Annotated in this window: 16 protein-coding genes and 1 riboswitch; of the genes, 1 reads left to right on the forward strand and 15 read right to left on the reverse strand. The window is 68.1% G+C overall.

Going from position 1 to position 23,987, the window contains the following annotated elements:
• From VGV60_04475 to VGV60_04545, 15 genes are all read right to left on the reverse strand, one after another.
• The coding region (locus VGV60_04475; GenBank protein HEV8700512.1) for a hypothetical protein at window positions 1-319 on the reverse strand (319 nt) is incomplete at its 3' end.
• Between the two features lie 5 nt (window positions 320-324).
• Window positions 325-5,454, reverse strand: coding sequence for a hypothetical protein (locus VGV60_04480; GenBank protein ID HEV8700513.1), 5,130 nt, complete (start codon window positions 5,452-5,454; stop codon window positions 325-327).
• Window positions 5,455-5,527: 73 nt separating this feature from the next.
• Window positions 5,528-5,617, reverse strand: a riboswitch (cyclic di-GMP riboswitch).
• A 55-nt stretch (window positions 5,618-5,672) separates the two neighbouring features.
• Window positions 5,673-6,611 (reverse strand): AgmX/PglI C-terminal domain-containing protein, encoded by a 939-nt coding sequence (locus tag VGV60_04485; protein ID HEV8700514.1) that lies wholly within the window; start codon window positions 6,609-6,611, stop codon window positions 5,673-5,675.
• 75 nt (window positions 6,612-6,686) lie between these two features.
• A complete protein-coding gene (locus VGV60_04490) occupies window positions 6,687-7,154 on the reverse strand; it encodes a biopolymer transporter ExbD (GenBank protein HEV8700515.1) in 468 nt (155 codons plus the stop codon).
• Window positions 7,155-7,158: 4 nt separating this feature from the next.
• On the reverse strand, window positions 7,159-7,581 hold the full coding sequence (locus tag VGV60_04495) for a biopolymer transporter ExbD (GenBank protein ID HEV8700516.1): 423 nt from the start codon (window positions 7,579-7,581) through the stop codon (window positions 7,159-7,161).
• A complete protein-coding gene (locus tag VGV60_04500; protein HEV8700517.1) occupies window positions 7,568-8,290 on the reverse strand; it encodes a MotA/TolQ/ExbB proton channel family protein in 723 nt (240 codons plus the stop codon). The genes VGV60_04495 and VGV60_04500 overlap by 14 nt, the downstream gene beginning before the upstream one ends.
• A 2-nt stretch (window positions 8,291-8,292) precedes the next feature.
• Window positions 8,293-8,712, reverse strand: a complete 420-nt coding sequence (locus tag VGV60_04505) for a hypothetical protein (protein HEV8700518.1) — start codon at window positions 8,710-8,712, stop codon at window positions 8,293-8,295.
• Window positions 8,709-9,410, reverse strand: a complete 702-nt coding sequence (locus tag VGV60_04510) for a tetratricopeptide repeat protein (GenBank protein HEV8700519.1) — start codon at window positions 9,408-9,410, stop codon at window positions 8,709-8,711. Before VGV60_04510 ends, VGV60_04505 begins: the two co-directional genes overlap by 4 nt.
• Before the next feature lie 10 nt (window positions 9,411-9,420).
• Window positions 9,421-12,516, reverse strand: a complete 3,096-nt coding sequence (locus tag VGV60_04515) for a tetratricopeptide repeat protein (protein HEV8700520.1) — start codon at window positions 12,514-12,516, stop codon at window positions 9,421-9,423.
• The gene (locus tag VGV60_04520) at window positions 12,516-14,399 is read right to left on the reverse strand and encodes a hypothetical protein (GenBank protein HEV8700521.1); all 1,884 of its coding nucleotides are present in this window, start codon (window positions 14,397-14,399) and stop codon (window positions 12,516-12,518) included. Before VGV60_04520 ends, VGV60_04515 begins: the two co-directional genes overlap by 1 nt.
• A gap of 3 nt (window positions 14,400-14,402) precedes the next feature.
• Window positions 14,403-14,948, reverse strand: coding sequence for a hypothetical protein (locus VGV60_04525; protein ID HEV8700522.1), 546 nt, complete (start codon window positions 14,946-14,948; stop codon window positions 14,403-14,405).
• A gap of 551 nt (window positions 14,949-15,499) precedes the next feature.
• A complete protein-coding gene (locus VGV60_04530; protein HEV8700523.1) occupies window positions 15,500-17,839 on the reverse strand; it encodes a PBP1A family penicillin-binding protein in 2,340 nt (779 codons plus the stop codon).
• Between the two features lie 78 nt (window positions 17,840-17,917).
• Window positions 17,918-19,003, reverse strand: coding sequence for a diguanylate cyclase (locus VGV60_04535; GenBank protein HEV8700524.1), 1,086 nt, complete (start codon window positions 19,001-19,003; stop codon window positions 17,918-17,920).
• A gap of 145 nt (window positions 19,004-19,148) precedes the next feature.
• Window positions 19,149-20,222 carry an extracellular solute-binding protein gene (locus VGV60_04540; protein HEV8700525.1) on the reverse strand — a complete coding sequence of 358 codons (1,074 nt, stop codon included), beginning with the start codon at window positions 20,220-20,222 and terminating at the stop codon, window positions 19,149-19,151.
• Between the two features lie 83 nt (window positions 20,223-20,305).
• Entirely contained in the window at window positions 20,306-23,443 is a 3,138-nt protein-coding gene (locus tag VGV60_04545; GenBank protein HEV8700526.1) for a hypothetical protein, read from the reverse strand.
• 123 nt (window positions 23,444-23,566) lie between these two features.
• On the opposite strand from VGV60_04545, the gene VGV60_04550 reads away from it, so the two are divergent.
• Window positions 23,567-23,869, forward strand: a complete 303-nt coding sequence (locus VGV60_04550) for a hypothetical protein (GenBank protein ID HEV8700527.1) — start codon at window positions 23,567-23,569, stop codon at window positions 23,867-23,869.
• Window positions 23,870-23,987 lie beyond the last annotated feature (118 nt).

Here is a 23,987-nt window from a genome sequence, read left to right on the forward strand (position 1 = left end):
TGGGCGGAATGTTCGCCACACCCGATTCGAACCGGATCGGCGGAACGACATTCTTCATCTTGACGGTCTCGACTTTCTCGCGGGCGACCTTCCGGACCTCCAGCCGATCGCCCCGCTCGCTGTCGAGCTGCTCCGGGTCCTGCGACCATCGCCGGAAGGGCTGGTCATCGGACAGATGCCGCTCGACCTGCTCGCCCGGCTTGGCCTCCTCAGCCGCCTTGGCCTCGTCTGCCGGCTTGGTCTCTTCGGCCGGAGCGGCGGCCGCAGACGCGGTCAGCAGGAATCCGAGAAGCAGCGGCAGGTAGCGGTGCGTGCTCATGCCGTTCACCCGCCGTCCGGAACGCGCACGTTGGTTTGTTTGGGCGGGGCGCCACGCCGCCAGAAGATCTCAGGCTCGATGGTGAGCCGGTAATACTTCGCCGCATCCCAGGCTTCGGTCACCTGCCGCTTGACCGCTTCCATGCGCCGCTGCACCAGCGACGCCTCCTCCGTGTCGGCGACGTAGGACAGGCGCAGCACGGACGGCGCCTTGCGCAGCTCCTCGACCAGCAGGGTGAGGCGCGGCCGCCACTGCACGCGGATGTCGGTCGTGCCCGGCTCGAACGCCGCATCGGCGAGGTCGATGGCGACCACGCGGTGAATCGACGCACCGAAATTGAGCCGCAGGGCCTTGCCGCGCGTGGCGCGCTTGATCTGCAGCTGGTCCGTCGACATCCGGAAGCCGCTGGGCAGGGTCCGGTCGTCGAGCTTCAGCACGAAATTGCTGCCGCGGCTTTCGTGGGGCGTGATCGCGCAGGTGATGTGGTACCGCCCGTACTGATCCGTCGTCGCCTGCAGCCCCCGTGCGGTCACCAGACGCACGCCGGCCAGGCCGCTCTCGCCATCGTCCTGCCGCCCGTTGCGATTGGCGTCGTTGAAGACCTTGCCGGTCACGTCGGTGCAATCGAACGTCGGATCGGGCAGGACGCGCACGGTGGCGGTCGCTTCGCCGGTGATCGCAGCCCCGGACACGCCGTTCACCACCTGCGCGCGGTTCACGTACTCGCCCTCGGTGACGCCGGCGCCCACGGCGAGCAGCAGTTTCACCGTGCGCACCTGGGTGCCCGTGAAGTCGAGGCCGCTCCAGCTGAGATCGAGGCCGGCGATCGACGGCTCGGTCGGCACGTCGTCGAGCCGCGCGGAGCCCGCGACGTAGGCGAATCCCGCCGGGACGTGGTCCACGAGGTTCACGCCCGTGATCAGCAGGCCGGACACGTTGTTGACGGTGATCACGTACGGAACGAGCTGCCCGCGGGTGACGTTGAGCAGCGGCGTTGTCTTGGAGATCGTGATCGCGCCGCTCAGCACCGGATCGAGCGGGATGTGGTTGTTGAAGATCTGGTTCGAGCCGGGCGGCTGGGCGACGACCAGCTGGTTCAACGTCAGAAGGACGTGGTAGCTCGTGCCCGTGCCGATCGGAATCGATGCAGCCGGCGCGGACGCCGAAGTCTGCACTTCGCAATACGGGACCGGGAGCGGAACGGCATCGCCCGGGCAGAGCGGCACCGAGAAGGGGGGCGGCAAAGGGCCGGACGTCGGCGGGATGATCTGCGAGTAGCCCGCGACGTACGTGGTCGGGGGCGCCGTCACCTGGATGAGGTAATCACCGCCGCTCGGGCAGGCCGGGTCGCTGAAGTTGACGTCGAACTTGTAATAGCCGTCCGCGAGGGTGACCTGCCCCTGCTGGGCCGCATCGTCGAAGCAGCCCGTCGGCAGGGGCGAGCCGCTGCCGGCATTCAGCAGCGTGAGGGTCGCCCCCGGCACCGGGATGCGCGCCATCGAGTTGTAGACGACGCCGTTCGGATCGATCGGGAGGTTCAGGCCCTGCAGATTGACGCCGGGGGGCACGATGATGTCGGTGATCTGCTGCAGGCCGGGTCCGTTCGTGAACGGCGAGGAAGCCCGGCCGAGAAGCGCGGTGTTGATGCCCGCGCCGGGCGCGCGGAACCGCAGCTCGTAGACGACGCCGTTCAGGTCGTTCGGCTCGACGCCGAGGATGCGATAGGCGCCGTTTGCGTCCGTGAGCACCGACTGCCACAGCAGGGTGTCGCGGTACAGATCCACCGTCCAGCCCGCCAGCGCCCGCTCGCCGGAATCGTGGAAATCGTCGAAGTCGGCGTCGTGCCAGGCCGACCCGCTCAGCACGGAGACTCCGGGGATCCCGCCGACGACGATCGAGACGCTGGCGCTCGCCGTCTGGGTGGGAGTGTTCCAGGCGACCACGCCGGTGTTCGTGACCAGCGTCCCCAGCGCGAGGCCCGGATCGAGAATGGCCCGGAACCTGAGAACCACGACCGCGCCCGGCGCCAGCGCTCCGTTGACCGCGGCGTAATTGGCGGTGATGGTCGAGCCGGCAACACTGACGCCTGCCGTCGAGCCGTTCATCGTCGCCGACCCGGGGACATAGGCGAGCTGGCCGGCGGGGAGGGTGTCGGTGAGGACCACGTTGAGGGCGTCGAGCGCCGCGATGTTCGTCGCCGTGACGACGTACTCGAGAGTGGAGCCGGGAAGGGCCGGGCCGCCGCCGACCACGGCGACCTGCTTCGTGATCGCAAGCTGCTGGACGGCCCCCACCACCACGACCGTCGGCTCGGGGCCCGTCGCCGGATTGCCATCGCCGTCGGTCAACAGGTTGGGCAGCTCCACGCTGTCGACCACGGCCTGGTTGACGATCAGCGTGCCGGCGGGCGTGCCGGCGTCGACCAGAAGCTCGAACTGGAGCACGGCCGTTTCCCCTGGCGAGATCGTGCCGGCGCCCGGGCCCGGAAGCGGCGGCGTCAGGTCGGACGAGCTGATATCGATGCCCGCAGCGAGCGGGGACGTGCCCGCGACATCCGGGACCGCCGTGCCGTTCAGGGTCGTGCTGCCCGCCACGTAGGTGGTATTCGCCGGAACCGAATCGGTCAGGACGACGCCCGTGGCGGGAATAGTCCCGGAATTCTGCACCGTGATCGTGTAGCGCAGCGTGTCGAGCGGTTCGACGATGCCCGGCGTTCCCAGATCGTTGGACAGCGCGGCGCTCTTCTCCGCATAGAGCAGCGGGAAGTTGCCGACGATGTCCCGTGTCGGATCGTCGGGGATCGGCGTGTCCGGGTCGTCGGACGGCTGATCGACGATGCCGCTGGCGACGGCGGTGACGAAGCCCTGGTTCGAGATCACCGTGCCGTCGGGGACAGTCGGGTTCACGACCACGTCGAAGGTGATGGTCGCGACGTTGGCCGGAGGGCTGGACGCGTCGGCGGGCATCGAGCCCGGCGTCGGATCGCTCGGCGGGTGGATCAGCATGCCGTTCACGAGCGGCGACAGCCCGCCGACGTCCGCGACCACAGTACCGTTCAAGGTCGTGCTGCCCGCGACATAGGTGGTGTTCACCGGCACCGCGTCGCGCAGCACCACGTTGACGGCGTTCTCGCTGCCGATGTTGGCGACCGTGATGGTGTAGCGCAGCGTCTCGCCGGCGAGCAGGACGTTCGGGTCGCCGGTGAGGTCGGTCGAGATCTTCTGGATGCGGAAGGCGGGCGCCGAAACGATCGTCACCCGCGTCGGATCCTCGTCGCCCGGAACCAGGGGATCGGCGGTGCCGTTGACCGTCGGGTCGTCGCTCACGCCCAGGAGCGTGCCGTCGGCCTGGCGGAACGCCGCCTGGTTGGTGACGACCGAGCCGTTGGCGAGCGCCGGCCTCAGAGTGATGTCGAACACGATGAGGAGCTGGCTGGCCACCGGGAGGCTCAGGTTGCGGACGTCGAGGACTCCGGTGCCGCTGGGGCCGCCGTTGCTATTCGTGTTGGTGACGTCGGCGCCAGCGGGGACGCTCACGAGGGTCAAGGTGCCGGCCGCGAAGGCCGGCACGGCGTTGAGCGCGTCCATCACGTCGTCGATGCGGAAACCGGCGAGCGGCTGGTCGGTGGTCTGGAAGCGCAGCGTGTAGCGCAGCGTGTCGCCGGGCGCGGCCGTCGTCGCGGGATTCGCGCCGCTGGTCAGGTTGGCGACGGTCTTCTCGAAGAAGTAGCCGAAGAGGTCGACCGTGACGGTGTGGGCGTCCTCGTGGTCCAGGACGCCGACCGTGCCGTTGGTCAATGTCCGAGTGGAGACCACGCGATCGGGGTTGCTGCTGTCGCCGTTGAACCACTGGATGGCGCCGGCGACGTTGGTGAGCGTGACGCCGTCCTGGGTGCCGGCGTCGAGCTGCGTCCGGTAACTGACGATCAGCCGCTCGGTCGGGCCGATCCGCGCCGCGGCCGTCAGCATCGTGAGGTCGAGCCGGCAGGCGGGCGCGCCGCTCCAGCTCAGCGAGTAGTCGGTGCCGGCGACGAGGGGGCCCTTGCCCGGGACCGGAGTGACGCCGTCGGCCGCGAACACCCGGGCGCTCAGGATTTCGGGCGTCAGGTCGCACATGCCGCCGGTCGGGCCGTCCGGGAACAGGTCGCGCAGGGAGACGTCCCAGGCGTCAGTCAGCCCCGTGTTTTGGACGTCGAGGGTGAAGTTGCCCCACTGACCCAGGTTCATCGTCGCCGGCCCCGACTTGTCGACGACCAGCGCCGGCCCGGAGATGGTCAGGGGGGGCGTGATGCCCCACTCGCCCGGCAGCGGCTCGTAGAACACGTTCTCGATGAGCCGCCCGAAGTCCCACTTGGCGGTGTTGATGAACTGCGTTCCCGGCGCGTTCACCGGCGTGTTGTTCAGGACGACCGTGAGGTTGATGACGAACTGCCGGCCGGCATCGACGATGGGGATGTTGTCCCAGGTCAGGAGCCCGCCGACGTTGGTGAACGTGTGCGGCACCGGCGTGCCGTCGTCGAGCCAGGTGGCGGTGTAGCCCACGAAGCTGAGATCCACCCCCGTGGCGTTCAGGTCGTCGGTGATCGTGATGCTGTGAAGGTCGTTCACCGACCCCTGGAAGTTGATGACGGTGCCGGTGGCCGGGTCGAACAGGACCGGGATGATCAGGCTCCAGGTGAAGGGGACGCCTATGGTGACGAAAGGCGGGCCCGGCGGATTCTGCTTGTCGATCTTCTCGACCGGGATCAGGAGGTTCTGGCAGTTCTGCTTGATGTCGCTGGACGAGCCGTTGACGAACCAGATCTTGTTTTTGTGAGACGCGTTGCACGACATGCTGCCCGTGTGCACGACGTTGTCGAAGATGACCAGCACTCCCCTGAGGGGCCCGAGAAAGCTGAAGTTGCTGGTCAGCGGGTTGGACGCGGGGTAGTTCTGGATCCTGCAATTGCCGTCGATGTTGATCTGGGCGGGAGGGACGGGGTAATTGACGAAGCCGTCGACGATGCCGCCGGCATCGGCGACGCAGTCGATCGCCAGCGCCGGGGCGGCGGCCAGCAGCGACAGGGTGAAGGCGCACAGCAGGAGTCCTGTCCAGCTGAAGACCGCCCTCGTGGTGCTCGTGTCGCTCGAGGCCATGAACCCCCCCCGTCCACTCACCAGGCGATCGCATCGCCAATGGGACCGGGGCAGTCCATGTTGTGGACTGGATTCCGGCGGTCCCGCCGTCCTATGGCCCCCTGGGCCCGTTAGACCGGTGACTTTGCGTGGCCATCTTTCAATGGCTTTGCCTTTGTCAGAATCGCGTCGGAAATCAACGAATCAGATTCTCGGGTCCTCCCATTCGGCTGCCGGCGTCACGCCGCCGGCAGGAAATCGATCGGGTAGACGATCGTCAGGGCCTTCACGCCCTCCTTCGGGCCGAAATTGATCGTCCGGACCCGGGCCACGACCTGAGTCGCGAGATCCGGCGCATCCATGTCCGACGACTGCAGCACGCACATCGACACGCTGCCGTCCGGCTCGATCGTCAGGCGCAGCACCATCTGGCCGCGCAAGGTGGGGTTGTTGCGCAGCTCGCGGTTGTACAACCGGTAGAACGACGCCTTGTAGCGGTCGAACACAATCTGTATCTCTTCGTCGGTGCGGGCAGGCCCCGGCCCGTTCGCCAGCGGCCGGTCGCCTCCGCCGATGCCGGCGATCGAGCTGGTCGCGTGGGTCCCGCCGCCGCCCCCGCCGGGTCCGTTACCGAATCCACCGCCCGAGCCGCCTCCGCCGCCGCCTCCCACGCTGCGGCTCAGCGAGGCGATGTTGATGCCGCCGCTCGACCCCGGCGTATTGGTCGTCAGCGTGGAGCGTGACGAGGACCGGCCCACGTCCTCGGCGGCGCCGTAACGCGCATCGGCTCCGAGACGCGGCGCGACCTTGTCCTGTGCCAGGCTCGCGAACTTGTCCCGGAACGCCAGGATGCCGGCCTTTCCCACCCTCTGCTGTCGCAGCGCCTCCGCCCCGGGCCCCTGCTCGGGACCTTGCGGGAGCTCCGGCTTCCCCGGCCCGACGGGGCCTTCCGGGAGGTCCGGTTTCGGCTTCGGCGCGGGCGGAGGCGGGCTACCCCCCATCCGGGGCCCGGCCGGGATTTCCGCCTTCGGCAGGGGAGCCGGGACCGCGATCGGCGCTGGACGATGGAAGACCACATCCACCTGAGGTTTGATCGGCTCGCTGCGGATCAGCGCCTCCGCCGGGATCAGCATCACCAGGATGAGGGCGAGGGCATGCAGCGCGCAGCTCGTCATCATGCTGCGGGCGGACGGCGCCCCGTACGTTACAGACAGTGTTTTTCTGGATTCCACGGTTGGAGCCAAGGAATCACCTCAATCGGTCGTGATGAATTCGATCGTCAAATCGTCGATGCTCGATTTCGCGAGATCGACGATGCGCAGGACCCCCTCGTAGTTCAAGCGGTTGTCGGCCGCGAGGAACAGCACGCGCTTCTCCGGCGGCAGGTCGCCCAGGATCATCGCCACGCTCGCGGGCAGGTCGGCCGCGGGGATCTCGCGATCGGCCAGGGTCACGCGACAGTCGGCCGGAAGCCCATCCCCTGCCGGCGGCTCGAGGATGCGGCACGCCGTGGGCACGATGCTCAGGATGAGCTGCATTTCCTCGGCCTGCGCGGGCACAGGATTGGCGGAGGTCCGGGCGATGTTGGCGTCGTAGCCCTGCAGGAGCAGGGGGACGACGACCATGAAGATGATCAGCAGCACGAGGACCACGTCCACGAGCGGCGTGACATTGATCTCGCTTTTCAGATCGGAGCCGGATACGTCACTGTTGAGCTGCATGATTTCAGTCCCCCTTCCCCTCGGTGCCGATACGCTTGGCGATCAGCCCCACCCCGTGGAAGCCGGCCTGCTCGACCGCGAGCATGGCCTGCCGGACTTCGCCCAGGCGGAGCCGCGCGTCGGCCCGGATCACGACCCTGGGATCGGGGTTGTCGCCCGCCGCGGCGCGCAGGCCTTCCTCGAAACGGTCGGCCGGGAACGACTGATCGTCGATCCACAGCCCGCCGGCCTCGTCGATCGTGACAAGGATGCGGTTCCGCTCGTCGCCTTGATCGCGCGGCTTCGCGGTGTCCGGCAAGGTGACATCCGGTCCCTTGCTCAGCTGCGGCGCCATCACCATGAAGATGATCAGCAGCACGAGCACCACGTCGACGAGCGGCGTGACGTTGATGACCGCCTGCAGGCTGCTCGGCTCACCGAGCCGCATACGCCTTCTCCGCCGCCTTGACCATCGCCGCCTTGCCATGCGGCGCCATGATCTCCGGCACCTTGAACAGGTGGTTCACGAGCTGGGACGATGCCCGGTTCAGCTCGACGTGGAACGCCTCGAGCCTGCCCGTGTAGTGGTTGAAGGCGACGACGGCCGGGATCGCGACGAAGATGCCCAGGGCCGTCGCGACCAGGGCCTCGGCGATACCGCCCGAGACCGCAGCCATCCCGCCGGACCCCGTGGCCGCGATGCCCCGGAAGGCGTTGATGATGCCGACCACGGTGCCGAACAGGCCGATGAACGGGGCGATGGAGCCGATCGTGGCGAGAAACCCGAGACCCCGCTTCAGCTGGATCAGCGTCTCGGACATCGCGTCCCTGAGCGCGCTCGTGACCAGCTCGAGCGAGGCGATGGGATCCCCCCCGGTCTGGCGCACGCCTTCGTACTCGAGGACGCCCGCCGAGACCACCTGCGCCACGTGGGACACCTGGTGCGCCTGCAGGGAGTCGATCAGCTCCTGGATCTCCCCCCCGCGGAGGAAGGTCACGAACACGGGCCTGAACTTCTGCGTCTGGCGCGAGGCCGCGCGGAAACGGCGGTGCTTGTCCACGATCAGCCCCACCGAAAAGATGGAGATCGCGGCGAGGCAAATCATCACCGCGGCTCCGAACAAGCCGACGTTTCCCAGCAGCTCCGTGAAACTCATGACTACCTCCTGTGCGGCGCAGCAGCGGGCTGCGCGGCGTCGTGACGTGTCGTTGTGGACCTGACCTCGTAGTAACTCAGCACCCGCATGAACACTTCTTTGTCGATGGGTTGCCTGGAGTCGTCGAGCATCGTCGAGGAGCCGAGCGAGGCGCCGATCTCCGAGCTCTTCCAGGGGACGATGACCAGCGCCTTGGGCGCTTCCTGATTGCCCAGGACGGACATCCCGGAGAGCGATTTCGCGTCTTCCTTCTTCTTCTTGGCGTCCGCTTCCTTTTGTTCCTTCTGTTCCTTTTGTTTCGCGGCCTCTGTCCTCTGCTCCTGCTCCTTGGTGGGGGCCGCCTCGGGCTTGGCCTCGGGAGCCTCATCGGCCAGCGCCACGCCCGTCGCCAGCAGCAGCACCAACAACCAGCTCCGGCTCATGGTTTCTCCTGCGGGTTCTTGCGATTGCGAAGGTCGGCAATCCATTTGACGACCTCGGCGTCGTCCGGAACGATCCGGCTGTACGCCTCGTAATGCTTCAGCGCGCAGGCGGAATCCGCGAGATACAGGTCGCAGAGAATGGCGAGGTTCCTGTGCGCGAAATGAAAGTCCGCGAACTGCTCCAGTGCGGCCTCGTAGCTGGCGCGCGATTCCTCAAACTTCCCCTTGCGCCGCAGCACCAGGCCGAGCTCGTTGTAGGCGTCGGGGTGTCGTGGATTCAGCTCCAGCGCCTTGCGCAGGCTGGCCTCCGCGTGCTCCAGGTCGCCGGTGCGCGCGTACGCGATGCCGAGATCGATGTGCGCCGCCGTCACCTCGGGGGCCCGTTCGACGACCTTGAGCAGCAGGGCGATGCCCGGCTCGTACTTCCCGTTCTTCAGCATGCGCACGGCCGACTCGTAGTCGTCGCGCACGTCGGCCGTGACCTGCACGGGCTGCGTGATCGTGAAACCGCCTGGATCCTGCTCGACCTTCGCCTGCCCGAGGCTCGCAGGCGAGTCACCCGGCTCGGGCGTCGTGACTTTGGGGGAGCGCGCGGCGCAGCCGACGACGAGGGCCGGCGCGAGCAGCACCGGAATGACGGCGCGACGCATGCTTCGGCGCATCGTCTTCGTGGAGCGGCTCTCATCGAGGATTCGCATGCTCATCCCCTCAGTGGTCCACGGCCGGCGGCGCCTCTTGCGTCGCGGGAGGCGGCTCGGCTTGAGGCTTCGCCTCGGCGCCGCCCGGTGTCGGACCGGAAGGCTTCGGCACGGGGCGCCGGTACACGTACCGGTCGATCGCGTCGAGGAAGCCGTCGCTCGCTTCCTGTTTCGCGTAGCGCCCCGGCACCATCACGGCGAGCCTGCCGAGGCTCTTCTCGATCCATGGGCTGACGACGCCTTTCTGCAGCAATTCCAGGTTCTTCTTGTGCGTCGCGATCGCCTTTTCCTCGAACGGGAACGCCTGCTCGTCGAGGGCCTCCTCGTACGCGGTCAGGTCCTCGGGCTGCAGGTCGGTCGGCCGCTCCGACTCCGCCAGGGCCCGGCTGAAGTCGAAGTAGGTCTCCGCCAGGTAATACGTCGCGGCCGCCGTCACGTCGGCGATCTCGTAGTCCACCAGCCGATCCATGGCCTCGATCGCGGCATCCATGCGCTGCTGCTTCTCCTGCAGGCTGGCCTCGAACGGCTGCCGCAGCTTGACGGTCGTGAACTCCTGGTAGACGTGCTCCGCGAGGACCAGCGCCGAACGTCCGGCGAGCGTCCGGGTGCGAGCGGTCCTCTCGGGTCCGGCCTTCGCATCGATGCGGACGATCTCCTCCAGCTCCTGCCGGTAGAGCGACTCGTCGTTCGCCGCCTTGTGCAGCCCGGCGATCTTGAACCGGGTGTCGAGGGCGGCTTCGAGCGGCTTGGGAAACTGCTTGACGTAGCGCGTGTACACGTCCAGCGCGCGATCCGGGGCCTTGGACTGCTCGTAGAGGTCTCCCGCGACCAGCATCGCCTCGCTGCGCAACGCCGGATCCTCGGCCTGGGATGCGATCCGCTCGTATTCGCCGGCGGCGCGCGACAGCTGGCCGCTCTGCTTGTAGGCGAGGGCGATCTGCCGGGTGGCCTCGGCTTGAAGCTTGTGCTCGGGGTAGGCGGTGCGGAACGCTTCGAGCACGGTCGCGGCCGCCGTCCAGTCCTGCAGCCGGATGAGCGCAGAGCCCGCGTCGAACTCGGCCGCCGGACGGATGGTTGAGGTGGGCGCGGCCGTGCGTATCCTCAGGAAGTGGTCGGCGGCCGCGCGATAGTCCTGCGCCTTGTTCGCGATCTCTCCCTGCTTGTATATCGAGGCGGCGAGGTTGTCGACCAGCGCGGCGCGCGCCTTGTCCTCCTCCGGCGTGACCGCCAGCACCTGGGTGTAGGCCTGCTCGGCCTTCGGGTACTCGGCGAGCTCGAACGAGCCGTGCGCCACCACGATCCACGCGGCGCGCCGGATGGCGGCCTCGGCGCCCGGATAGGAATCGATGACCCGCTGGGCCACCGTGATGGCGGGCTGGAAGTCCTTCATCTCGTACAGGTCGTCGGCGGCCGCGCCAAGGACGACTGCGGCCCGTTCGTGGCCCGGGAACGAGTCGGCGAACTTGAGCGAGCTCGCGATGGTCTCGCGCCTCACGGCGTCCTTCTGCGCTTCGTCCGTGATCTTCAGCTGCTCGCGGAAGGCGTAGATCGCGCTATAGCCCGCGTCGGCCGATTTCGCGTGCGGGGCGTAGCCGTAGGCCGTGCGCTCGTACTGCTTGGCCGCCTCGCCGAAATCCTTGTTCTCGAGGAGAAGATCGGCGAGCTGCAAGTTGAGCGATGGCGAATCGGCGTCCGTCGGGAAGGACTTGAGGTACTCGCCGTACCATTGCAGGGCCTCGCGATAATTCGCCGGCTTCTCGTCGGCCAGCTCCTTGTTCTGATACTGGGCGTGGTAATGGTTGGCGAGGTCCTTCAGGGTGGACTTCAGGTAGCCGATGACCTCAGCCGACTCCTCGGGCTTGAAGTGCTGCCAGTACTCGGCCTGCAGTCCGTACGTGGACGCGAACTCCTTCTTGGATTCCAGCACGAGCTTGGGGAATCCGCCCTGGGTGAAGGTCTCCACCACGCGCATGCTGAAACGCGGCGCGGCGTGGTGGAACGGATAGAGCCCCACGAACGTCCTGTAGGCCTTCGCCGCGTCGTCGTAACGCAGCTTGCTCAGGTAGTGCTCGCCCAGGCTGCTGTAGACGCGGTCCTCGTAGTCGCGATGCCCGAACTTGGAGAAATACTCCGGGACGGTCTCCGGCCCGCCGAGGTTGGTGAAGCTCAGGCTGATGACCCGGTAGGTGTCCGCGACGCGGCGCTCGTCGTCCTCCTCGTGCGTCTCATCGAACTTGTAGCCGTTCGCCACCTTGTAGTCGAGCAGCGCCATGTACTTGTTCAGGGCCTCCTCGTAGAGGTCCTGCTTGTAGAGCGTCCAGCCAAGCTTGTAGAGGGCGAGCTCGTGGTACGTCGGGTCGTGGCCCTGGCTGAGGATTGCCGAATAGGCGGCCTCGGCGTCACGGAACCGTCTCCGCGTGTAGAAGTATTCGCCCCGCCTGAACTGCACTTCGTCGATGTGCTCGGACTGCGGGTTCACGCGGATCAGGCGCTCGATGGTTTCCATGGCCTCTTCGGTGCGGCCGAGCTCGTCGTAGGCCCGCGCCTTCTGATAGAGGACCTGGTCGGTGTGCTCGTAATTCGGGTACTCGGTGAGCAGCTTGTCATAGAGGGCGATCGCCTCGAGCGGGCCCTTGGGATCCGCATCGGCGCCCTCCGCGCCGGGCGGCAAGGCGCCGGCCGTGCCGCCTGCCAGTGACACGTCCTGCGCGGTCGTCCGCCGCTCGAAATCCTGCTCGGACTCGGACGTGCCGGCGGTCGCGGCCGTGGCGGCCGGCCTTTCGGCCTGCAGGACCGAGGAGATCTGTGTGAATCCAGGTGCGGCCATTTCCCGTGGCTTGCCGTCGCCCGCCTTGAGCCCGAACTGCTTTTCGATCTGCAGGTCCGCCAGGCGTCGCATGGCCTCGGGGGTCATCTGCGTCTGCGGCGTCTCCTCGAGGAAGCGCCGGTAGCCGAGCATCGCTTGTTCGAGACCCTGCTCCACCGTCGCCTCCTGCAGGTCCGGCTTCACGTTGTGCAGCTCCGCCAGCGTCCCCTTGGTGGGTTGCGAGGCGCAGCCGACGACGAGAGCCGGCGCGAGCAGCATCGGAACGGCGAGGCGGCGCATCAGGGCTTCTCCACGGCGGGCTGGGCGTGCGCGGCCCGGTCGTAGCTGTCGGCGACGCCGTAGCGCGCCTGGGTCTGCTGGTCCAGCAGGCGTCCCCGGCGGGCGGCGAGCTGGTTGATGGCGACGGTCTCGATCAGGCGTCCCTGCCGCGCCATCACGTCCTCGACGCGCTGCAGCGCATCGCCGACGCGCTCGCGAAGCCGCTCGATCTGGGAGTCGTAGCCGACGTAGCTGTGCGTCGCCGCCTGCCGGGTCCTGACGAAGGCGTCGTACTGCCGCGTGAGCGCGTCGACATGCGTATTCAATTCGTTCAGGTGCACGTGGGCCGCGGTCAGCCGCTCGGGGTACTCGGTGTCCAGCCGCCACGTGAGCGCGCCGCGCAGCCGGGCCGCGCGTTCCCGAAGCGCGGCCGTTCCGGGACGATTCGAGCGGCCGAGCTGCTTGTCGATGAGGGCGAGGCGCTCGCCGGCGATCCGCTCGTCCGTGGTCGCCAGATACTCCGGCCGCGGCGCGGTCAGCATCGCCTGCAGTCGCTCGCCGACGTGCTTGCGCTGCTCGAGGCGGAGGCGCATCCTCGAATCCAGCTCGCGGAACTGCGCGTCGACCTCCGGCAGCAGCGGCTTGTAGTTCTGCCCGCGCAGCCGGATGATGTCGTCGAACGCGTCGAGGCTGGTCTTCCAGGCCCTGAGCCTCGACTGCAGATCCTCGAGGTCGAGGTAGTTGTGCAGGGCGGTCTGGAAGTCGTGCGAGGCCATCAATTCCAGCAGGTAGTAGGTTTCAGGCGCATCGGGCAGGTTGCGCAGGCGGACGACCCAGGTTTCGTCCTGCCGGCTCTCCTCGCGGATCAGCGCATTGAGAAAGCGCCCTTCCCTGATGCTGGCGATCGAGGCGTCGATTCTTGCGATCTGGTTGCTGTACAGCTCGAGCGCGCGCCCATACATGAGCGCGGCGCGGCCCGGCAGGTTCAGGCTGACGAACGCATGCGGCACGGCAAGCATGGCCTCCTGGACCGCGGCATCGGTCGGCTCGCGATCCACCAGGAGGTTCCACGGAACGAGCGCACGGTCGTAGTGTTCGCCCGTGGCCTCGGCCCAGCCCGCCCGCAGGAGAGCCTGGTTCGAAAACGGCCCTTCGAGGCGGACGCGGTCCAGCGACTGTTTCGCCCGCTCGGAGTTCGCCGACTCGAACAGGATGGTGCCGAGCACCAGGTTGGACTTGTCGCGGATCGCCAGATTCGCGCTGTCGCCGGCCTCCAGACGCCCGGCCTTGTCCAGCTGCTCGATCGCCTTCTGCTGCTGGCCGTCCTGCAGCAGCGCGATGCCGAGGTTGTAGTCGGCAAACCCGGCCAGGCTCGGATCGCTTTTCATCTGCGTGAGCACCTGGACGGCCTCGCCCGGGTGGCCCGTCGCCATGAAGATGTTCGCCCGCAGCAGCTCGACGTCGCCCCTTATCTTCTCGGGCACCGGACCCTCGATCCGCGCCAGCGCCTGCTGCGCGTCGTCGAGCTGGTCCTTCTGGAAGTGGATCCGGGCGAGCCTGAACGCGGCCTCGTTCCGTACGGATGCGTCGACCGCGCCTTCGAGCACCGCCTTGATGGCGCGCCCTGCGCGCAGGTGCATGCGGTAGTTGAGCTCGAAGTCGCCGACCGAGAATTCGGCGTCGTTGATGTGATAGTGAAGCGTATCCAGCCTGGGCTCGTCCAGAGCCCGGTACTGGGCCAGCTCGGTGTCGAGCCGCTGGATCGCATCGAAAAACTGGCCCTGGTAGGCGTGGAAGAGCACCTCGCCGAAGTAGAGGTCCTTCAAGTCAGCGCACACGGCGGGACGGGCCGCAAGCCCCAGGGCCAGGCCGAGTCCGAGCAGGTACCGTGGCGCTCGTTGCATCGATTACCATTCCCCCAGAGCGATCGGAGCGTTGCCGGAATTCGGTGCGGCCAGCGTCAGCCCGACCAGCTTCGGCTTCACTTCCTTGCGGAAGCTGAAGTGCTCTGTGCGGCTGAAGTCCGCGCCGCCCCCGAGCTTGCCGTCGACAAGCACCTCGAGCTTGTGATCCCCGGTCGCCACGTTGCCGACGTAGATCCGCTGCACGCCCCCCTTGCGCAGGGCCTCGAGCTCCTTGAAGCTGTAGATGTAGTGCGCAACAGGCTGGCCGTCGATCTGGAGCCGGACGGCGTCGAGGCGCATCGTGTCGCCCTTGGCCAGCGCGACGAAGATCGCGACCTGCGTCCCCGACGGATACAGCAGCTTCTCCTCCAGCCGGCTCAGCTCCGCCGCGATGCGGAGGACGTCCGATTTGATCTCCTGGACCTGTTCGTCGAGGCCCCGCATCTGCTGCTGGTCGTTTTGCTCCGCCGAGCCGGGCTCACCGCCCAGGCAGAGCAGGAGCGCAAAAAATCCGGCGAGGGTGTTCGCGATCCGGTTGCGTGGGGCCATGGCGTTCCTCCCTAATGAATGTCGCCGCCGGGTCGCCCGCCAGAGCGCCCGACATCGAACCCTCCCCGAAAAACCTAGGTTCGAACGCGTGCCTCGATCAAGCCGATCACCAAGTCGTTCTTTCCCTGACGCTGCTCGGCCGATCGGCCTTGGCCGCCCGCAGCGGCGCCCAAAGGCTTGCAATGGCCCTGCCAAGAACGAAGTCGGCCATAGGAGCCTCCGACGGCCGGAAAATGGAGAATTCGGGTTGTCCCGGTGACAATGTGGTTATCGCGGCCATCAATTTTGTAAGCGTCGCGTCGGTTCGCCGGCAGGGCGTGTCCCGCCGATGGACGCGCCCGCCGTCGTCGATCCCGATGCCCCCGGCGCGGCGTAGGGGGGCGTCAGTGACGCCGAACGCGAGAAGAGACTGTGAGCGCGAACCCGGCAGGCCTGCGAGGTGATGGCGAATGGTTGCGATCGAGCAGCTCGATCGAGAGCGATACTCGGAGGATGCTTGCGGCTAGTTCACGCGCGCTATGCGGCGACCACGAACGAGCGAATGAAGCCCGCTAATCCCTGCTGAACCAGTTCACCAGCCGCGTCACCCACGAGTCCATCCCGCCGCGGTGCGTCTCGCACTCGGGCGGCTCGGTCCCCTCGATGAAGATCTCGGTGACCGAGTCGGGGCAGCGGCCTTGCGACTGCTGGCCGGTGGTGGGATCGATTTCGAGCTCGACGATGCCGGGGGGGACCTTCCAGCGGCGATCGTCGTCGATGCCGGCGCCGCGGGCGATCTGGGCCCAGATGGGGAGCGCCAGGACGGCGCCTCCGAGACGGAGCGGGCGGTTGTTGTCGAAGCCGACCCAGGCGAGGCCCAGGAAATCGGGGCTGAAGCCGACGAACCAGGCGTCGCGGCCCTCGTCCGTGGTGCCGGTCTTGCCGGCGAACTCTCCCTGGACGCCGTACGACCAGATGCCGGCGCCGGTCCCCTTGCGCACGACGTCGCGCATGAGGTCGAGGGTGAGGTACGCCGCCTGCGGGGTCGAGGACTGCTCGGACGGCTGCACCGGGACGGACGAGGTCTTGCCGCCGTCGTCGACGACGGCGACGAGGGCGCGCGGCAGGACGCGCGTGCCGAGGTTGGCGATCGTGGTATAGGCGGACGCGAGCTCCAAGGGCACGATCTCGAACGTCCCGAGCGCGATCGAAGGCACGGCCTGCAGCGTGCTCTCGATGCCGTCCTGATGGGCCGACCGGACGATGTCGCGCAGGCCGATCATCTCGGCCGCGCGGATGGTCGGGACGTTCAGCGACTCGGCGAGCGCCTGGCGGGCGCTCACGGGGCCGCGGTACTCCTGGTCGAAGTTCTGGGGGGCCCAGGCCTCGCCGTTGACCTCCATCTCCAAAGGGGAGTCATCCAGGACGGTCGCGGCGGTGAACAGGGGAGTGTGCTCGGACTGGGCCTTCAGGAACCCGGCCAGGTAGACGAACGGCTTGAAGGCCGATCCGGGCTGGCGGTGGGCCTGGGCGATACGGTTGAACTGGCTGCGGGCGTAGTTGCGGCCTCCGACCATCGCCAGGATCGAGCCGTCGGACGGGCGCAGGGCGACGAAGGCACCTTGCAGCTCTCCTCCTGGCAGCGGACGGAGGTGGCGATAGTCCTTCTCGTACTGCGCCAGGCTGGCCGCGATGACCTTCTCGGCGCGCGCCTGGATCAGGGGATCGAGGGTGGTGAAGACGCGCATCCCGGTGTGCGAGGCGGGATCGCGCAGCCCTTCTTCCTGAAGCCTCTGGGCGATGTAATCGATGAAGTACGGCGCGTGGCGCCCGTCGGAGGCAGGCTCGGGGCGCAGAGCGAGCGGCGTCGCGGCTGCATCCATCTGCTGCTGTTTGGTGATGAGGCCCTCCTCGAGCATCAGCTTCAGGGCCAGGTTGCGGCGCTCGCGCGCCTCGCGGGGATGGCGGTACGGGTGGTAGCGCCCCGGCGACTGGATGAGGCCGGCGAGCAGGGCCGATTCGGGCAGGTCGAGGTAGCGGACGTCCTTGCCGAAGTAATGCTGCGAGGCCGCGCCGACGCCGATGATCGAGGTCGGCCCGCGCTGGGCCAGGTAGATCTGGTTGAGGTAGCGCTCCAGGATCTCGTCCTTGCTGTGGAACGCCTCGAGGCCGACCGCCGCGAGGGCCTCCCAGATCTTGCGCGGGAAGGTCCTCTCGCCGCCGGGATAGAGGTTCTTGGCGAGCTGCTGGGTGATGGTGCTTCCTCCCTGCACCACCTCGCCGCTTTTGACGTTGGCGAACAGGGCCCGCAGGGTGGCCCGGGGGTCGATCCCGGTGTGCCCCTTGAACCTCCGGTCCTCGATGGCGATGACGGCGTCGAGAAGCGTCTTCGGCAGGTCGTCGACCGACACGGCGAGCCGCTCCTCGGTGACGTTGCCCGACAGCGTTCCGAGGGACTCCGGCTCGAGCAGCGCCTGGTCCAGGTTCTCGCCGCTCTCGAGATTCTCGATGTGGCTGACGCGGCCGAAGGAGGTCTTGACGCGCAGAGGCGTCGCCTCGGTCTTCCCCCACGGGTATTCGAAGGCGTTGAGGTAGATCTCGGTCGATCGGAACCGGACCGAGTACTCGCCGGGCGTGGCGGGGTGTCCTTCGACCTTCCGGTAGCCGAGGCGGCCGAGCCGCTCCTGCAGGTCGTCGCGGACGATCGCCACGTCCTCGGCCAGGACGAACGGAGCGGAGAAGACGCGCGCGGGGGCGGCCGCCTCCATGTGGGCGAAGCGCCAGTTGCCGTCGATGAAGGCGAGGGTCAGGAGGCCGGCCAGGACGAGCGCCACGGCGAGTCCGAGGCGAAGCAGGATTCGGGTCGGGTTGAGGCGCTTCCAGCCGCCTGCACCGTTCCGATTCAATGGCATGCGACTCCCTCACAGCCCCGGGGGATGAGCGAGCGGAGAACTAGGGTATCACGCCGCGGCGGCCAGGGGGAGGACGGCTCAGCGCTCCGGGACCTGGGGGCCGCGCTGCAGGTCGTCCTCGTAGGAGGCCTTGAAGATGGCCGACAGGTCCCCTTCGAGGACGTCCGTGGGCATCGAGGCGCGGTCGAGGATCACGCGGTTGCGCGAGGCCTGCTTGGCGCGGTAGAGGGCCTGGTCGGCGGCCTTGAGGAACTCGCTCTCGTCGTGCACCTGGGCGTTGGCCGGCACCGACGCGACGCCGGCGCTGGTGGTGACCCGGACGAGCGACTCCTTGTACTTGTAGACGTGCTCCTCGGCGGCCTTGCGGACGCGCTCGGCGACGATGGCGGCGCGGATGCCATCGGTGTTCGGCAGGACCATCAGGAACTCCTCGCCGCCGAACCGGCCGACGATGTCGGTGGTGCGCGCGCTGGCGGTCAGCAAGTTGCCGAACTCGCGCAGCACCTGGTCGCCGCAGTCGTGGCCGTACTTGTCGTTCACTTCCTTGAAATGGTCGAGGTCGAGCATCGCGACCGAGAGCGGCGTGCCGTAGCGCTGCGCCCGCTTGAACTCTTCCGCCAGGCGGCGCTTCAGGTAGCGATCGTTCAGGAGGTTGGTGCGCTCGTCCGTGACGGTCAGCTTGAGCAGGCGCTCGTTGGCGTCGCGCAGCTGGCGGTTGGCGCGCTCGAGCGACGTGTACAGGTAGCGCTTCTTGAGCGACGAGCGCAAGACGGCGTCGAGCTCGTCGAAGTGGAACGGCTTGACGATGTAGTCGTCGGCGCCGCTTTTCAGGCACTCGACTTTGCTCTTCACGTCCCGCTTGACGGTCATCACGACCACGGGGACGGTGGACATGACGCGGTCCCGCTTGATGGCGCGCATCACCTGCATGCCGTCGGGCGGCGGGATGGCGAGGTCCAGAAGCACGAGGTCGGGCCGGTCCGACTGCACGCGGGCCAGGGCCCCCTGGCCGTCGCCGGCGCTCGTGACCTCGTAGCCCCCCATGGTCAGCCACTGGGTGAGCAGATCGACGCTGTCCTGGTCGTCGTCGACGACCAGGATGCGCAGCTTCCGCGTGGCCGCCACAGGGGTACGCGGCGGAGTCGTGGTGGAATCGCCTTGCATGGAGGCCCCCCGAAGTCCGGGGGGGCTTCATCCTCTCCCCGGTCGGCTGGGTATTCTATACCACCGGGCGGATGGTGCCGCAACGTGATAATCCAGATTTGATGCGGGTTTGCGACGATCTGTCCGTCATCTGGACGTCGCGCTGTCAAGGAGGTGGCGCGCCGTTTCCGGCCCCCCAGGAGAGGAAGGCGTCGCGATTCTCGCGGTACGCCCGCGCGGCCAGTTCCGGGTCGAGGAGGGCCACGTTGAAGGAGCCGATCGAGGGGACCCATTCCGGCTTCGGGATGTCGGGCAGGAAGGTCACGAGCGGGCAGTCGTTCTGTCCGAAGAGCCACGCCCCTTCGGTCGCGAACAGGTAGCCGAAGAGTCCCTTGGCCTGCTCGGGATGGGGCGCCCCCCGCATCAGGACCGCGACTTGCGGGGGGACGACCGTCCCCATCCCCATGCGGTCGGCGAACAGAATGTTGATCGGCTCCGCTTCGCGCCTGGCGCAGATCGCCTCGTCGAGACCGAGCATGCCCCACGATGCCTTCCCCGATGCCACGAGGCCGCGCACGGCGCGGTCGTCCTCGACGATGGCGGTCCCGTTCGATTGGAGCGCGGCGAAAAACGTCCGGGCCCGTTCCTTCCCCCACAGGGCGTACAGGGCGGCGGCGTGGAAGGCCGGCGCCCCGGAGGCGATGCGCGGCATCGCGCCCCGGCCGGCCCAGGGGGCCCGCGCCAGCTCGGAGGTCTCCCCCGGGGCGTCCTCCTGCTTCATCAGGTTGGTGTTGTAGATGAACACGCGCGGGTTGGCGGCGAAGCCGATCCAGCGGAACTGCCGGTCGTGGTACTGCGCCGGGACCGGGCGCGCCCCGGCCGGCCGGAACGGCACGGCCAGCCCCTCGTCGACAAGGTCGATCGCCGCGAGAGGGGAGTCCCCCCAGAAGAGGTCGACTCGCTTCTGCGCCGCTTCCTCCTTGAAGGCCGGCATGAATCGATCCCCGAGCGTGTCCCTGTAGTTGGCGGTGACGATGATGCCGGTCTGCTCCTCGAATGTCTTGAGGACCGGCCCCGCCGTGCGCGCCGGCGCCTCGACGTACACGACGAGCGAGCCGCCGGCCGGTACCTTGACCGCCTCTTCGGGCGGAAGGTTGGGCGCGCTCCCCCCGCAGCTCGAGGCGAGGACGAGCAGGGCGAGAGGGCTGACGGAGAGGAAGATTCGGTGAGGTGCTTTCATCGGGCCGTCGACTCTAGCAGCCCCGCACGGGGTCTGCAAGCGTCACCGCCGGCGATTTGTTTCTGGCGTCTGCAACGCGGCGGTCAGGGACAGGAGCGCCCGGTCCGGGGTGTCCCGCTCGAATCGGACCCCAGCGGCCCCTCTCCGTCGGGACAGGCGTTCTGGGCTCTTACCAGGTAGTAGGAGGCGGTCCCCGTGACCGGCGTTTCCGCGTCGGTGACCACGGGGCCGGTGGAATCGGAGACCGCGCAGGTCGACCCCGAGACGAAGTCACGCGGATCGCCTGAGCGCAGGACATCGTACAGGATGGATGAGGCGCCGGGGCTCGCCGGCGGCTCCCAGGTGAGCGATGCCTGGTCGACGAAGGTGACGTCGCGAACCTCGCCCGGGGCCGCCCAGGAACCCGGGTCCGCATCGTTGCAATCGGTCCCGGCATCCACGTAGCCGCCCGGAGCGGCGCAGGCGCGCAGGGGTTGAGCCGGGTCACCGAGGCCGTCTCCGTCCCCATCGGGATAAAAGCGTGCGACGCAGGCGCAGTACCGCCCTCCGGAAGCGACAAAGGCGAAGGGGCCGACCGAGCCGCCCCAGACGATCATCTGCGTGCCCGTCCAGATCGCCGTGGGTCGGAGACGTCCCGTCGGCGCCCCAATCACCGTGGTCGGCGTCCAGGTGCCGGCGACCGGATCGAACCGTCCTCCGTCATTGAGGAGGAAGTCCGGGCTATCCCCCGCTCGGTTCACCCACCCACCCCAGACGATCATCTCGTCACCGGTCCAGACGGCCGCGCTGTGCCAGCGGCCGGTCGGAGCGTTCGTGGTCGGCAGGTGGCCGGCGAACCAGTAATCGGTGGACGGGGTATAGCGCCCGCCGGTGTTGGGGAAGCCACCGACCCCCTGGCCTCCCCAGACGATCATCTCCCGTCCGGTCCACACGGCCATATGCTCGGCGCGGGCGCTCGGCGCATCCGTCATCGACAGGGTCGACCAGGTGTTCATCGCCGGGTCGTAGGACCCGCCCGAGTCCATGAACGTCGTGCTCGCTCCGCCCCAGACCAGCATCCTGCTGCCCGTCCAGACCGCGGTGTGCTGCTGCCGGCCAGCCGGCTCGCCGAAATTCGAGGTCGGGGTCCACGCGTCGGTCGAAGGGTCGTATGCCGCACCGGTGTCGAGGTAGGTGCGGGTGAAGGTCGGCGGGTCGTAATGCGAACCGCCCCAGATCACCATCCGGCTGCCGGTCCAGACCGCCGTGTGATAGGCCCGGGGCGACGGCGCCCCGTCCGTGGGGAGGAGACGCCACGTATCCCCGATCGGGTCGTAGCGGCCGCCGGTGTCGAAATCGGGGCTGCCGCCGCCCCACACGATCATCTCCTGCCCGCTCCACACGGCCGTGTGACCGTACTTCGCTGCGGGGGGCGCACCCGCGCTCGCGATCGGGCTCCAGGCGTCGATGGCAGGATCGTAGCGTCCCCCCTCGAGGTCGAGGGAAGGGTAGGCGCCCCCGCCCCAGATCAGCATCAGGTTCCCGGTCCAGACAGCCGTGTGGCCCTGCCGCCCGCGCGCGGCGTCTCCCGCGAATGTGGGCGTCCACGTGTCGCTGCCGGGGTCGTAGCGCCCGCCCGTGTTGGTCGGTCCGGTGAGCTCCGTTCCGCCCCAGACGATCATGCGATCGCCGGTCCAGACGGCGGCGTGCTCGTTGCGCGGCGATGGGGCGTTGATGGTCGACATCGGCTTCCACGAGTTCCGCATCGGATCGTAGCGGCCGCCGGCGCCAGCCAGCCCGCCGCCCGCGGCGTACCCCCCCCAAACCAGCATCTCTCTCCCGGTCCATACGGCCGTGTGCCCGTGGTCGCCGGGGGCTGCGTTGACGGTCGACGTCGCCATCCAGGTGTTGTGGTCGGGATCGTAGAGCCCTCCCGACGATTGGACGCCGGACTCGATCTCCCCGCCCCAGACGATCATCACCTCGCCGGTCCAAACCGCCGTGTGCCGGTCACGTGGAGTCGGGGCATTGAAGGTCGACATCGACTGCCATGTGTCGCCGACCGGATCGTAGATCCCGCCCGTGTCGAAGCCTGAGACGGGAATCGAATTCGACTCCCCGCCCCAGACGATCATGCGGCTCCCGGTCCAGATGGCGGTGTGGGCGTGACGTCCCTCCGGAGCATTGACTTCGGAGGTCGCGCGCCAGGTGTCGGTGGCGGGATCGTACAGGCCGCCTGTTCTGAGGCCGTAGGTGCCGCCCCAGACGATCATGTCCTTGCCCGTCCAGACCGCCGAGTGTTCCGCCCTCGCCCGGGGTGCGCTGTCGGTAGAGGTCGGCCGCCAGGTGTCGGTCACCGGATCGTAGCGGCCGCCGGTATTCGTCAGCTGCCCGTCGGGGAAGGCGAATCCGCCCCAGACGATCATCTCGCTGCCGGTCCAGATGGCGGTGTGGAAGTAGCGCCCCGCCGGCTCGCCGATCGGGCTCATCGGCGTCCAGGTATCGGTCGCCGGGTCGTACCGGCTGCCCGAGCCGAACAGGTTGTAAAGAAGGTTGTGGCCCCCCCACGTCAGAAGCAAGCTTCCCGTCCAGACCGTCCGCGGGCCGGAGCGCGGGTCCGGCACGTCGTCCATGCCGCCGTTCTCCCAAACATCCCCGACCGGGCAGGAGGACGAGACTGGGAGGGGGCTCGCGTCCGAGGCCACCGCCTGAACCGCGCCGGGATCCAGCGTCGGCTCGACCGAGGTCCACCAGTCGTCCCACGACCGCCGTGCGACCGCGCCGCGATGGATGTCGCCGTCGGACTCGAAGAAATTCCGGATCAGGCGATTGACCAGGCTCGGTCGCGCCAGGCATTCCTGGATCAGCAGAGGATCGTCGCCGAGCGCCGCGTAAAGCTCGCGCAGGCGATCGGGCATGCGACTGTCGCGCGCCAGCCGCTCCGCCTCGCTCCGCAGCATGGTTGCGGTCACCGGCGTATGCCAGATCCGCTCGAGGGCGGCCGATTGGCGGAGATAGGTCTGGACCTTTCGGGCAAGGACGTCGCGCGGAACCGCCGCCTCGAAGGGGGCAGTCGCGTCGATCTGGTGGGAATAGTAGACGCGCTCGATCGCTTCCTGCGCTTTGAGCCGCTGGGCGAAACCGAGATCGCGAACCGTGGCCGGGGCCGCGTGGAGGGCTTCGCCCCCCAGAAGCACTGCGGCGCAAACGACCGAGTGGAACCGAATCGGCAGACGACACATCGGCCGCTCTCAAGAATGCCAGTGTTGCAACCCTACGGTCACAACGGATGGCTGTCAAGTACAATCTGCGTGGCGGGCGGCATGCTCCGCCGCGCCGAGCCGGAATGCATTAGAATGTCCCCCATGGGTTCAGCGAGGGGGCAACTCCACACCATCATCGTCCCGGCGGAGCCGGAAGGCGCCGACGAGGCCGGCCGCGCCAAGCGACGGCTTCTTCTCAAGTGCAACTTCCGCCCCGCGGACGCCGATTTCTTCTGCTGGAAATACGGCGTCTGGTACAACCTCCTGGACTGCTGCTACCGGCACGCGCGCGAGACCTACCCGGGATGCGCCCCCTGCGGGCAGGGGGCCAGCAATCTGAAATCGAACAAGGAGCGCTACCTGGCGCTCCGGTCCCCGGGTGATCGGCGCCGCAACGGCCGCTGAAGCGGAGCCCTGCCCTGGATCTGATCATCGCCCACGGACAGGTCATCGATGGGACCGGCAGGCCGGCCTTCGAGGCGGACGTCGCCATCGAGGGGGACCGGATCGTCGCCGTCGCCCC

The organism is Candidatus Polarisedimenticolia bacterium, assembly GCA_036001465.1.
Classification (GTDB): domain Bacteria; phylum Acidobacteriota; class Polarisedimenticolia; order Gp22-AA2; family Gp22-AA2; genus Gp22-AA3.